General features: G+C 34.3%; 11 protein-coding genes. 5 read left to right on the top strand and 6 right to left on the bottom strand.

Annotated elements, in window-relative coordinates; translation table 11 throughout:
* The first annotated feature begins 93 nt into the window (after positions 1-93).
* Both Q0951_RS12985 and Q0951_RS12980 read left to right on the top strand, forming a co-directional pair.
* A complete protein-coding gene (locus Q0951_RS12985) occupies positions 94-3,504 on the top strand; it encodes a hypothetical protein (protein ID WP_299337506.1) in 3,411 nt (1,136 codons plus the stop codon).
* A gap of 88 nt (positions 3,505-3,592) precedes the next feature.
* A complete protein-coding gene (locus tag Q0951_RS12980; protein ID WP_299337503.1) occupies positions 3,593-4,147 on the top strand; it encodes a hypothetical protein in 555 nt (184 codons plus the stop codon).
* A gap of 67 nt (positions 4,148-4,214) precedes the next feature.
* Here Q0951_RS12980 and Q0951_RS12975 read toward each other — a convergent pair whose 3' ends face one another.
* Together Q0951_RS12975 and Q0951_RS12970 are read right to left on the bottom strand one after the other, a co-directional pair.
* Positions 4,215-5,756 carry a glycine--tRNA ligase gene (locus Q0951_RS12975; RefSeq protein ID WP_299337501.1) on the bottom strand — a complete coding sequence of 514 codons (1,542 nt, stop codon included), beginning with the start codon at positions 5,754-5,756 and terminating at the stop codon, positions 4,215-4,217.
* A gap of 63 nt (positions 5,757-5,819) precedes the next feature.
* The gene (locus Q0951_RS12970; protein ID WP_299337499.1) at positions 5,820-6,704 is read right to left on the bottom strand and encodes a hypothetical protein; all 885 of its coding nucleotides are present in this window, start codon (positions 6,702-6,704) and stop codon (positions 5,820-5,822) included.
* 69 nt (positions 6,705-6,773) lie between these two features.
* On the opposite strand from Q0951_RS12970, the gene Q0951_RS12965 reads away from it, so the two are divergent.
* Together Q0951_RS12965 and Q0951_RS12960 are read left to right on the top strand one after the other, a co-directional pair.
* Positions 6,774-7,454, top strand: a complete 681-nt coding sequence (locus tag Q0951_RS12965) for a ComF family protein (RefSeq protein ID WP_299337497.1) — start codon at positions 6,774-6,776, stop codon at positions 7,452-7,454.
* A gap of 73 nt (positions 7,455-7,527) precedes the next feature.
* A complete protein-coding gene (locus tag Q0951_RS12960) occupies positions 7,528-9,132 on the top strand; it encodes an Ig-like domain-containing protein (protein WP_299337494.1) in 1,605 nt (534 codons plus the stop codon).
* Here Q0951_RS12960 and Q0951_RS12955 read toward each other — a convergent pair.
* A complete protein-coding gene (locus Q0951_RS12955) occupies positions 9,119-9,898 on the bottom strand; it encodes an amidohydrolase (RefSeq protein ID WP_299337491.1) in 780 nt (259 codons plus the stop codon). The two genes, Q0951_RS12960 and Q0951_RS12955, sit on opposite strands and share 14 nt — an antisense overlap.
* 74 nt (positions 9,899-9,972) lie before the next feature.
* Between Q0951_RS12955 and Q0951_RS12950 the strand changes: the two genes are divergently transcribed.
* Positions 9,973-11,130, top strand: a complete 1,158-nt coding sequence (locus Q0951_RS12950) for a serine hydrolase (protein WP_299337488.1) — start codon at positions 9,973-9,975, stop codon at positions 11,128-11,130.
* Between the two features lie 74 nt (positions 11,131-11,204).
* Here Q0951_RS12950 and Q0951_RS12945 read toward each other — a convergent pair whose 3' ends face one another.
* The 3 genes from Q0951_RS12945 to Q0951_RS12935 form a co-directional block, all read right to left on the bottom strand.
* On the bottom strand, positions 11,205-11,696 hold the full coding sequence (locus Q0951_RS12945) for a hypothetical protein (protein ID WP_299337485.1): 492 nt from the start codon (positions 11,694-11,696) through the stop codon (positions 11,205-11,207).
* Positions 11,697-11,707: 11 nt separating this feature from the next.
* Positions 11,708-12,235 carry a hypothetical protein gene (locus Q0951_RS12940; RefSeq protein WP_299337482.1) on the bottom strand — a complete coding sequence of 176 codons (528 nt, stop codon included), beginning with the start codon at positions 12,233-12,235 and terminating at the stop codon, positions 11,708-11,710.
* A gap of 62 nt (positions 12,236-12,297) precedes the next feature.
* Complete coding sequence (locus Q0951_RS12935; RefSeq protein WP_299337479.1) at positions 12,298-13,440, bottom strand: methionine aminotransferase; 1,143 nt, start codon at positions 13,438-13,440, stop codon at positions 12,298-12,300.
* Between the last annotated feature and the right edge of the window lie 43 nt (positions 13,441-13,483).

The raw sequence follows: 13,483 nt of genomic DNA, 5'->3' as shown, positions 1-13,483 counted from the left end.
CAGCTAATTTAAATAATATGGTACTTTTACACTATTATTTTAAGGGCATTTTAACCATAAAATAATTTCTGTCTTTAGAAGTTTATATAAGGAATGAAAATTGCTATTTCACTTATTTGTTTTATGATGTCTTTTTGTGCCTATGCGCAAGAGGATAGCTCTAATTATAAAACTAAAACCGTAGCAGTTAGAGATGCTATCAAAATAGATACAGTGAGTATCAATTCCAGTTTTTTTATTCTAAAACGAAAAGATAAAACAACTATCGATTCGTCTTACTATAAAGTCGATTTTTCAAAAGCCCTGTTGACCTTCAAAAAACCTATAGCTCTTGATTCTGTTGAAGTGAGCTATTTGCGATATCCCGATTTTTTAACACGGAAATATTTCCAACTAGACGATAAGATCATTGTAGAAAACACCGACAACTTACAACGTCTTTATAAGCTTAATCAATCCACACTTGACAAAACTTTTAAACCATTTGATGGCTTGAGTACTTCCGGAAGTATCTCAAGAGGTGTAACCCTTGGTAATAATCAAAACTCGGTTTTAAATAGTGAATTGGATTTACAAATTTCGGGGAAATTAAGTGATAAAGTGTCACTTAGAGCATCTATTCAAGATGCAAATATTCCACTACAGGAAAGTGGGTATTCTCAACGTCTGGACGAGTTTGATCAGGTATTTATAGAGCTGTTTAGTGATAATTGGAATATAAGAGCAGGTGATATTGACCTGACCAATACCAATAGTTATTTTGCTAATTTCACCAAACGTGTTCAAGGTCTACAAGTAAGCGCTAATCTTGATGGTGAGGAATCTCAAACTAATTTATTTGCTTCTGGAGCTTTGGTTAGAGGACAGTTTACTACAAGTCGGTTTATTGCTCAGGAAGGTAATCAAGGACCTTACAAGCTTACTGGACCAAACAATGAGTTATTTGTACTAATTGTTTCTGGAAGTGAAACAGTTTACGTTAATGGAATTCCTATAGAACGTGGTGAAAATAAAGATTATATCATCGATTATAACGCTGGAGAGATTATTTTTAATTCTACCTATCCTATTACTTCGGAAATGAGAATTACTGTAGACTATCAGTTTAGTGATCGAAATTTTTCTCGTTTTACGGTTTTTGGAGGTGGTGCTTATGAATCTGAAAAATTAAAATTAGGGGTTTCGGTCTATTCCGAAGCAGATGCTAAAAATCAACCTTTACAGCAAAATCTATCTTCAGAGCAGGTAGAGATTCTATCTAATGCAGGAGATGATCAATCCTTGATGGTTGCACCTTCTGATGTGGCTCAGGCTTTTGATGATAACCGAATTTTATATCGGAAAGATGTTGTTAATGGTGTTGATATATTTGTGTTCTCTAATAATCCAGATGACGAATTGTTTAGTGTTCGATTTACACTTGTTGGAGCTAACCTGGGAAATTATGTACTTATCAATAGTAATGCAGTTGAGAATATTTATGAATATGTAGAACCTCTAAATGGTGTGCCTCAAGGAAATTATGAGCCTATAGTGCGATTAATTCCACCAGAGAAATTACAGGTGGCTGTTCTTAATGGAAGCTATACGCCATCAGACAAAACAGATGTTTATTTTGAATTGGCTGGAAGTAAAAATGATCTCAACCTGTTTTCAAGTCTTGATGATGGAAATAATGATGGTTTTGCTGCTAAACTTCGTGTTAATCAAAGCCTAATCAAAACCGATAGTCTCTGGAATTTAAATGCCTATGTAGACACAGACATCATTAATAAGAATTTTAAAACCATTCAGCGTTTATATAGAGCCGAGTTTAATCGGGATTGGAATCTGGATGATCCATTGGGAAATCAAATTCTATTTGCTTCTGGAGTAGATCTATTACATTCAAAAAAAGGTACAGCCTCTTATAAGTTTGAGCATTTGAATTACTCTGAAAATTTCAACGGAAATCGTCATAATATGCTGGCAAATCTTCAGCTTAATAAATTTAATATCTTTTCGAATTCTAGTGTCTTGAATAATACCAGTAGCGTATCAACCTCCACGTTTGTCCGTTCTTTTAATCGGGTGACCTATAATTTTAAAAAACAATGGGTTGGTGCTAAAATTGCTTTGGAAGATAGTGAACAACGTGAGAGAGATACAGATTTGTTAACTAATTTGAGTCAGCGATTTAATTCCTACGAAGCCTTTACAGGTTATGGAGATAGCACAGGTGTTTTTGTTGAGGTTGGTTATAAATACAGAGTGAATGATAGTTTACGTAATAATCAAGTGAAGCGTGTCAATAGGTCTAATACCTACTATTTAAAGTCGATGATTATTCAAAACACTAAAACTAATTTAGGGGTTTATGCCAACTACCGAACTTTAAAAAGTGAAGATGAAACTGTAGCTGATGAGAACTCTTTAAATTCTAGATTGAATTATAATCAAAAACTCTGGAATAACCTTGTACTTTGGAACACCGTTTTTGAAACCAACTCCGGAACCTTGCCTCAACAGGATTTTACCTATGTTGAGGTAGAACCTGGTCAAGGTGCATACACTTGGATTGATTACAATGAGAATGGGATACAAGAATTGAATGAGTTTGAAGTCGCCCAATTTGCAGATCAAGGGAGTTATATTAGAGTGTTGTTACCTAATCAGGTATTTGTAAAAACACACCAAAATAGATTTAGTCAGACTTTGACTATTAATCCTAAACAATGGTCAACTTCCGAAAATAAATTCAGAAAATTCTTGTCGCATTTTTACAATCAGACCTCACTTTTAGTAGATAGAAAAAACAGAAGAGTTGGAAATGACTTTAATCTTAATCCCTTCTCTTCTGAGGAAGAGAATCAGCTAGCATTGAATAATAGTATTAGAAATGTCTTATTTTTTAATCGAGGGAAACAGAACTACACCACATCTTACACGTTTCTATCAAATACCAATAGAACTACATTATCTATAGGCTTTCAAGAGAATACTTTGCATAGTCATCAGTTACAATTCAATCATAAATTTGCAAAGAGTTGGTTGATCAATTTACAGTCTAGTTTGGATATTAATGAAAGCACCAGTGAAAATTTTCCAACACGAAATTTTAAACTAGATGAAATTAGATTTCAGCCTAAACTCTCATATATTTTTAACGAAAATGCACGTTTTGATATATTTTATCAGTACACGTCAAAAGATAATACAATAGGCGAGATGGAGCAATTGCTACAAAATAATTACGGATTGTCATTCACCTATAATAATGCAAATAAAATAGCGCTCACTGGTGAAGTGAATTTCTTTAAAAATGATTTCACAGGAAACGCCAATACACCTGTATCCTATCAGATATTAGAAGGTTTACAACCAGGAAATAATTTTACCTGGACCCTGTTAGCTCAAAAAAAACTGACCAAGTTTTTAGATTTAAATCTGAATTACTTCGGAAGAAAAACAGAAACAAGTAAAACCATTCACACAGGAACTGTTCAGCTCAAAGCTTATTTTTAATTTTTTTAACGCAACCTTTAAAACATATTACCATCATTATGGTATACTTGTAATACGTTTACACATTAACCTTAACAACTATTTTATTATGAAAACACCTATTTTATGTGCACTATTTCTGATATGCACTTTCAACTTAAGTGCCCAAACAATCGAGGAAACAAACGACAATGACCACACTAGCAATGAGGTAAAACTCAATGCCCTTTTTATGATTATAGGTGCTTTTGATGTGACTTACGAACATTTACTCAATGAGGAGTCAGGTATTGGCCTTAATATCTTTATTCCTTTTGATGGTGATATTAATGACGATATTAATTATTTTGTATCACCTTATTACCGATTGTATTTTGGTAAGAAATATGCCGCAGGATTTTTCTTGGAAGGTTTTGGGATGTTAAATTCAGTCAACAATGTGGTACGTAATGGTTTTTTTGGAGGTGGTGATGTTATTGAGGTGGTAAACGAAGATATTGTTGATTTCGCACTGGGAATAGGATTAGGTGGAAAATGGGTGACCAATAATGGATTTATTGGAGAACTCAACATTGGTTTTGGTCGAAATCTATTTAGAGGCGAAGATGAGGGTGGAGATGATTTTGTTGGTAAAATAGGAATTACAGTAGGTTATCGTTTTTGATAATTAAAGTTATAAATGAAAAACTCCTAAGCAGACACTTAGGAGTTTTTTTATTGAAAAGATTGCTCTATGTCATTTTCTGAAGCCAATGCTTAACATCAACTTCTTTTTTGATAATCTCTCTTAGGTTTTCAATCTTTACACGTTGCTGTTCCATTGTATCACGATGACGAATGGTTACAGTGTTGTCTTCTAAAGTATCATGATCTACAGTAATACAAAACGGTGTTCCTGCAGCATCCTGACGCCTGTATCGTCTACCTACAGCATCTTTCTCGTCGTATATCACATTGAAGTCCCATTTCAGGTCATTTATAATTTGTCTTGCGATTTCTGGCAAGCCGTCTTTTTTTACTAAAGGCAATACAGCCGCTTTTGTTGGTGCCAGAACTGCTGGTAATTTTAAAACAGTTCTCACACTTCCATCCTCTAAAGTTTCGTCTTCTAAGGCATTTGAGAACACAGCTAAGAACATTCGGTCTAAACCAATAGAAGTCTCTAGCACATATGGTGTGTAGCTTGCATTATCTTCATGGTCAAAATACTGTAATTTCTTTCCTGAGAATTCTTCGTGTTGTTTGAGGTCAAAATCGGTACGAGAATGAATCCCTTCCAATTCTTTAAATCCAAATGGAAATTTAAACTCGATATCTGTGGCTGCATCAGCATAATGAGCTAATTTCTCATGGTCGTGGAAGCGGTAATTGTCATCTCCCATTCCTAGGGATAAATGCCATTTCATACGTGTGTCTTTCCAGTGCTTAAACCATTCGCCTTGTGTTCCTGGTTTGATAAAGAATTGCATTTCCATCTGTTCAAACTCGCGCATTCTAAAAATGAATTGTCTGGCAACGATTTCATTTCTGAAGGCTTTTCCTGTTTGAGCAATTCCGAATGGAATCTTCATACGTCCTGTTTTTTGAACGTTTAAGAAATTCACAAATATACCTTGAGCTGTTTCCGGACGTAAATACAAATCCATGGCGTGTTCTGCAGAAGCACCTAATTTGGTGCCAAACATCAAATTGAATTGCTTTACATCTGTCCAGTTTCTGGAACCAGTCATAGGATCTGCAATTTCTAACTCTTCTATAAGTGCTTTAACATCAGCCAAGTCCTCTTTTTCTAAAGACTGTCCCAAACGTTTTAAAATTGTATCTATCTTTTCCTGATAGCCTAGAACTCTTCCGTTTGTACTTATAAATTCTTCTTTATTAAAAGCATCACCAAAGCGTTTTGCAGCTTTTTTGACTTCTTTATCAATCTTATTTTCAATTTTAGCACAATAGTCTTCCACTAAAACATCAGCACGATATCTTTTTTTAGAATCTTTATTATCAATAAGCGGGTCGTTAAAGGCATCCACGTGACCAGAAGCTTTCCAGGTCGTTGGATGCATGAATATTGCCGCATCAATACCTACAATATTTTCATTCATTTGTACCATGGCTCTCCACCAATAGTCACGAATGTTTTTCTTTAGTTCTGCTCCATTTTGAGCATAGTCATAGACTGCACTTAATCCATCGTAGATTTCACTACTTTGGAATACGTAACCATACTCCTTTGCGTGAGAGATTACTTTTTTAAATTGATCTTCATTTGCCATGATGCAAAAATAAAAAACCGCTCCAATTAACAGAACGGTTTTCAAGAAATTATATCGTGTTGGTTATTTTAATTTTACTTCGGTACTTCCTAGTTTTCTGTCTTTATGAAATATGGAGATGTAATATGTGCCACTCACTAATGGTTGTTCATCTATATCAGCATCAACATCGAGACAAACTTCAGTGACCTGGTTGTTATAATTGATGACTTTTTTTGCACTGTAAATCAGAGAAGAGCTTTCAAAATTGATTGCCCCTTTATCTGCAACAACATTATTTTTCGGATTGAGAATTTGAACGTACAGTTCTTTTTCACCTGCTTCGGTTAATGAATTTTCAGCCAAAGTAAAACAAACTTCTATACTTGATACACGTTTGGCTTTAGAACTGGAACGTCTGGCACCAAAGAATTTCTCAAAACCTTTAGCACGAAACGAATTAGCTGTAAGCTTTGCGCCTTTTTCAATACTTTTCTCTAGGTTTTCGTTTTCCTTTAGTAGTGAAGAATTTTCACGTTTTTGTTTTCTTAATTCGTTGTAGGCCAGTAGTTTTTGTTGTTCTAAATTCTTATTGACTTCGTCTAAAGAGTCAACAGTTTTAAATAAAGCCTTATTTTTAAGTTTAAGATTGAATAGCTGCTGTTTGAACTTACTAAGTATAGACAAGTCGCCACGAAGCATCCTAAGCGAATCCAAAGCTAATTTGGTGTTTCTTTTAGCGTCTTCCAGTTGAGAAGAGATTAGATCATTTGAAATTGAAACGTCATCATAGCGGGTGATCATTTGGGAGAGTTCACTTTCAACTAGCTTCTTTTCCTGTTCTATAAATTGCTGATGCGCTACAATGGATTTATAACTTGTAAAACTGTAAACAGTTAAAACGGCTACCGCAATAATTAAAGAACCAATAATTAATCTGTAGTTAAATGATTGAGGGTTAACTATCATTATTAATATCGTTATTTTATCTTGCGAAACTAAAGAATATGTATTCGATAATTGATTTTAATCGTTGAAATGATAAAAAACTTGTTAAACTTATTTTTTCCTCAAGTTTGTAGCGCTTGCAGTAATCATTTGTCTGATAATGAATTGCATATTTGTACAACGTGTCGACATCAATTACCATTAACCAATTTTCATGAGGATCGGGACAATGCAGTTCATAAGATACTCTACGGAAGAGTAAAACTAGAACATGCTACAGCTTTGGTTCATTTTTCTAAAAAGGGAATCGTTCAGCAACTCATGCACAACTTAAAATACAGAGGACAAGAGGATATTGGTAAGTTTTTAGGAGAATGGCTGGGTGAAGAACTAAAGGCTATTCCATCGTATCATACCATAGATGTTGTGGTCCCTGTGCCTTTGCATAAAACGAAACTTAAATCCCGAGGTTATAATCAAGTTGATAAATTTGGAATGGCTTTAGCTCTTGCTTTAAATGCTGAATTCAATACCGAAGTCTTAATTAAGACAACCAATACTAAAACTCAGGTTTTTAAGGATAGATTGAAACGAAATGCAAGCGAAAAAAGTAATTTTCAAATCATTAATGGAGCATCTCTACAGCATAAACATGTTCTTTTAGTTGACGATATCATTACTACTGGAGCAACTGTAGAAGATTGTGCTAACAGATTGCTTGAGGTTGAAGGCGTGAAATTAAGTCTTGCCACAATGGCAATTACTGATTAGGGTTGTCAAAACGACGTTAATTGTTTTGAGGATAAGGTGGTTTGTTGTTAATTTGTCGAAATTTGAAACACCAATGCATAAAAAAGTTTTACAAGGCTTAGTTCTAATAGCTATGATGATTATGATAGCTAGCTGTGCTAATAGAGGTAATCCTTCTGGTGGTCCAAAGGACGTAGAGGCACCTTTAATAGTGAGATCATCACCTGAAAACTTTACCACTAACTTCAAAGGGAAAGAAATACGAATTTATTTTAATGAGTATGTTAAAGTAAAGAATCTGCAGAAGCAACTTATTATTTCGCCTCCAATGGATCCTGAGCCTACAATAACACCTTTGGGAACTGCTAGTAAATACATTAAGATAATTATTAATGACACTCTTGAAGAGAATACAACCTATGCCTTTAATTTTGGGCAAAGTATTGTTGATAACAACGAGGAGAATCCATACGAGTATTACAGATATGTATTGTCAACAGGAGATTATATCGATTCATTATCTGTAAAAGGACAAATACTGGATGCCGAAAATCGAAAGCCTGACAGCTTTGTCTCAGTAATGCTATATGAGAGAGATTCGACCTATTCAGATTCTATTGTTTACAAACAAAAGCCAAAATATATTACCAATACATTAGATAGCTTGACGACATTCAGTATTGATAATATAAAACCAGGATCATACAAGTTAATGGCTTTAAAGGATGAGAATGGTAATTTTACGTATCAGCAAAAAAGTGATAAAATAGGGTTTTATGAAGGTTTTATTTCAGTACCAACAGACTCACTTTATACCATAAAATTGTTTAAAGAAGAGTTAGATTTTGAGGTTAAACGACCAAAACAAGTTGCAGGTCAAAAAATTGCGTTTGGATATGAAGGTGATTATAAAGACATGCAAATAGAGCTCTTAGGTGACAAACCTGAAGGCTATCAAACCAGAATTACAAAAGATGAGAAAACCGATACCTTATACTATTGGTACAAACCCAAAATAGAGTTAGATTCAGCTAAGTTTGTAGTTAAAAATAAAACGTATATAGACACACTCAAACATCGGTTTAGGTCTATTGATAAAGATTCTTTGATCATCAAACCAGTATCATCTGTGACCTTAAATTTTGATCAGGATTACAGTATTTCAGCAAATATTCCTTTTGAAAAATTCGATAAAGAAAAAATCACTGTTTTAGACAGAGATTCGGTTAATGTGCCATTTGAGAGTAGCTATGATAAATTGACCAACATATATGGTCTTCAGTTTAAAAAAGAAGAGTCTCAAAAATATACTATTCAGATGCTTCCTGGTGCTTTAGAAGATTTCTTCGGAACTATAAATGACACGCTAAATTATAGCGCTAGAACTAAATCTTATGCCGATTTTTCTAATGTGCGAGTTACACTAAGAAATGAATCTTATCCAATAATTGTACAATTGATGACCGAAAGAGGGGAAATTAAATACGAACAGTTTGCTACTGAAAAACGATTGTTTGATTTTAGAAATATAAGTCCGGGAAACTATTATCTAAGAGTTATTTTTGATACCAACGGCAATCAAAAGTGGGATTCAGGAAACTACCTGAAAAAACTCCAGCCTGAGCGAATTAGTTATTATCCAGAACTTATTGATGCTAGAGCCAATTGGGATCCTGTCATTGAATTTATTTTAGAATAAAGTGGTCCCTGTCCTTTAAAAACCCAAGCTTTTCTCTGTATTTGATAATATGATCTTTATGAAGGGTAACAATACCTACAGTTTCATGACTATAAGGAATATCGTCTAAACGCTCACCTAAAACATCATAAGCTGCAGAATGTCCAGTATACTCATAGTTGTTTCCATCTAAACCTACGCGATTTACTCCAATACAATAACTCATATTTTCAATAGCACGTGCTTTTAAAAGTGTATCCCATGCCGAAATTCTAACCTTTGGCCAATTAGCTACATAAATTAGTAAATCATAATCTTCGGTATTTCTTGCCCAAACAGGAAAGCGAAGATCGTAGCATATCAAGGGTTTAATTTTCCAGCCTTTGTAATCAACAATCAAGGTATCTGTACCAGCAGTATAAGCTTTGTGTTCTCCAGCTAAAGTGAAGGTGTGTTTTTTATCATAATATTGAATTTCACCATTAGGAAAAACGAAGAGGAGTCTGTTGTAATATAAGCCATTGTCTTGGATTACTAAACTTCCAGTTAGGGCTGCATTTTTCTCTTTAGCTTGCTTTAGCATCCAGCTAATGGTGTCCCCATTCATAGTTTCAGCAACAGTTTTTGGGTTCATGGTAAACCCAGATGTAAACATTTCTGGAAGTACAATCAGGTCTATCTGTTGTTCGATAGATGCCATAGTTTTTGTTAAATTTGAACGATTTTGTTCCGGGTTTTCCCAAACTAAATGGGTTTGAATAAGTGCAATATTTAATTGATCTTTCATGTCCTAAAATTACAAATTTTAAGTCTATTAAAATTAATTGAGTAATTTTAAACATCACTAATTTTTGTTAGTCTATGAGAACTTTTACACTGTATTTATTAGGATTTTTAATGCTTACTTTTTCATATCATGCTATTGCGCAAGTTTCCTATTTTCCTGAGCGACATGCCAACTGGGAAGAGCGTCAGGCGACAAGTTATGACATGGCTCTTTTAAACGATGCTGTTGAATTTGCCAAATCTAATGAATATACCGGTTCGAGGGATTTACGAATAGCAATTCTTAAAGGTTTTGCTAGAGAGCCTTTTCATGAGGTTTTGGGTCCGACAAAAAAACGAGGAGGTCCAGCAGGAATGATTCTAAAGGATGGTTACCTCATTGCTAAATGGGGAGATATCAAGCGTGTAGATATGACTTTTAGTGTTACCAAAAGTTTCTTATCGACGGTTACTGGTTTGGCGGTTGATCGCTCTTTAATTAAAAATGAAACAGATCAAGTAAAAGATTATGTTTGGGATGGAACCTTTGATGGCCAGCACAATTCAAAGATCACCTGGCAGCATTTGTTACAACAAAACTCAGATTGGTCTGGAGAACTTTGGGGAGGTAAAGATTGGGCAGATCGACCACCAAGAGAAGGTGGTTTAGATGATTGGAAAAACAGAGATTTTAAGGAACCTGGTACTGTTATGGAATATAACGATGTTCGTGTTAATGTTCTGGCCTATGCATTGCTTCAAGTCTGGAGAAAACCATTGCCTCAGGTTTTAAAAGAAGAGGTTATGGACAAAATTGGAGCTTCTACAACTTGGAGGTGGTTTGGCTACGATAACGCATGGACAGTCATAGACGGTGTTAAAATGAAATCGGTTACTGGTGGAGGGCACTCAGGTGCGGGATTATTTATTTCCACTGAAGATATGGCTAGATTTGGTCTACTTTTTTTAAATGATGGAAAATGGAAAGGTGAACAAATTATTAGCAAATATTGGATAGAGAATGCAATTAGCCCTTCTAAGCCAAATGTTAATTATGGGTATATGTGGTGGCTGAATAACAAAGGACCAAGACACTGGAAAAACGTTTCTGAAGATATTTATTACGCAGCAGGTTTTGGAGGTAATTTTATAGTTGTAGACAAGGCGCACAATGTCGTTGTAGTTACGCGTTGGTTGGAACCGTCTAAAGTGGGTGAGTTCATGCAGAAATTAACTAAGGCTATGGATAAGTAGTTAAAGAAAAAATCTATTTCAGTCTAAAAAAAGTTAGCCTGAAATAGATTAAATTATATCGCAAATGATGAACTCTAGAGTTTCTTCTTTGCCTTGGCTATATCCTCTCTAAGTTTTTCTAATTTTTCTAGCCATTTTGCTTCGTCCTGAGGAGATAATTTGCCTTTGCGTTTTAGTTTGTCATATTTCTTTTGGCTGTTCTTTAGCTTTTTCGTGGCTCTATCAAATTTATCCTGAGCTTTTTGTTTTTTCTTTAAAGCTTTCTCTGCGCGTTTTTGCTCTTTTTCTGCCTTTTTTTGAGCTTTTTCGGCTTTTTTCTGTTGTTTTTCAGCTTTTTCGACCTCTTTTTTGCTTTTTTCCTGCAGTTTAATTTTTTCAGAAATTAGTGCAGCTTGCTTCAAAATGATTGCTCTGTCTTCAACATTTAACGTTTCAGTGATATCTTTTCCATCAAGAAAGATTTTTTCTTTTTTAACCTCATAGGTCTTTCCATCTTTTTGAACTTCTTGAGCATAGAAATTAATACTACAAACGAGTGCTATAAGTACTGTAAAAATTCTTTTCATATTTAATCTGATTATCTTAATTTATCTAAAGTTTCCTTAGCTTTTTTTACTTCTGTCTCGAGATCTTCGATTTTTTTGATCCAATCCTCTTGTTCAGAAGCATTTAATTTACCGTTTTCTTTTAATTTTTTGTAAGCTTTGCGCTCTTTTTTTAGTTTATTTTTTGCCTTGCCATAGTTGTCTTTAGCTTCTTTCAAAGCTTTTCTTTTATCCTCTAACTGCTCTTGCTTCTTTTCAAGCTCTTTTTCTTTTTTTCTTGCCTCTTTCTGAATTTTTCGTAATTCAGCTTGTTCATCTTCTAAAGCCTTCTGACGTTCTTCAGCAGCTTTTCTGGCAGCTATCTTTTCTTTCAATGCATCTTCAACTTCATCTCTTCTTTCCCTTGATAAGCTTTCTGAAACATCTTTGCCATCGCTTTTGATGATATTTCCTTTAACCTCGTAGATGCTACCATCATCTAAAATTACGCGTTCGGAAGAACCACAAGAGGTTAAGAGTCCGATAAATAGGCTCAATAGTAATGTTTTATATGTCATCATTAATTTATTTTGTGTTCTAATTAATAAACACATAATTGTTAAAAAAGTCACTTAAACATTCGTTAAATTTTATTCAAAATTTCTGAAGCTTGTTTCAATGTGTCATCGGTTTTAGCAAAGCAGAAACGCAATACTTTATCGTCACGTTGCTCATCATTAAATACAGATAATGGTATAGATGCGATCCCCTTTTCTATGGTTAAACGTTTTGCCATATCTACATCATACTCGTTTGATATATCAGAATAGTCCAATACTTGGAAATAGGTGCCTTTTGAGGGTGTGAATTTAAACTTCGAATCTTTTATTAAATTCAGAAATATGTCTCGCTTTTTTTGATAAAAATCAGAAAGACCTAAATAATGACTCGGTTCTTTTAGGTAGTCTGATAATGCTTTTTGAGTGGGATGATGTACTGAAAAGACATTAAACTGATGTACATTTCTAAACGCTTCCATTAGTGTTTTTGGAGCACAACAATAGCCTATTTTCCATCCTGTATTGTGAAATGTTTTACCAAAAGAAGCTGTAATAAAACTGCGTTGTTTCAGGTTTTTAAACCGACATACGCTTTGATGTTGCTTGCCATCAAAAATAATATGTTCATACACTTCATCACTTAAAACAATTATATCTGTCCCATTGGTAAGTTCTTCAAGTTTAAGCATATCAGATGTGCTCATCACTGTGCCACTCGGGTTGTGAGGTGTATTTATGATAATCAGTTTTGTGTTGCTGTTGATGTTTTTTTTAACCACATTCCAATCAATTTGATAGGTAGGTGCTTTGAGAGCAATAGCTCTTGTTTTTCCACCATTGAGTTCTATAGCTGGTTGGTAACAATCATAGGCAGGTTTAAAAATAATCACTTCATCACCAGGACTTACAAACGTTGAAATTATAGTGAAAATAGCCTGAGTAGCACCAGCTGTTATTGTGATTTCCGTTTCAGGATGATAACTAGAACTGTATAGATGTTCAAATTTTTTTGATATGGCTTGCCGCAACTCAAAATGTCCAGGCATTGGTGCATATTGATTATAACCAGAATTCATAGCTTTTGAGACGGCATCTATAAGTTTTTGATCACTTTTAAAATTTGGAAACCCTTGAGATAAATTGATGGCATCGTGCTTATTAGCTAAAGCACTCATGACTGAAAATATAGATGTTTCGACGTTGGTAAGTTTTGGCTTTACTTGCATATTGTAAATATACTAATGATAATATTTAAAAGAAAAAAGAGTT

Source organism: uncultured Psychroserpens sp. (assembly GCF_947501425.1).
Classification (GTDB): domain Bacteria; phylum Bacteroidota; class Bacteroidia; order Flavobacteriales; family Flavobacteriaceae; genus Psychroserpens.
Note: the sequence above shows the minus strand (reverse complement) of the source record. Positions and strands in the feature narration are given on the sequence as shown.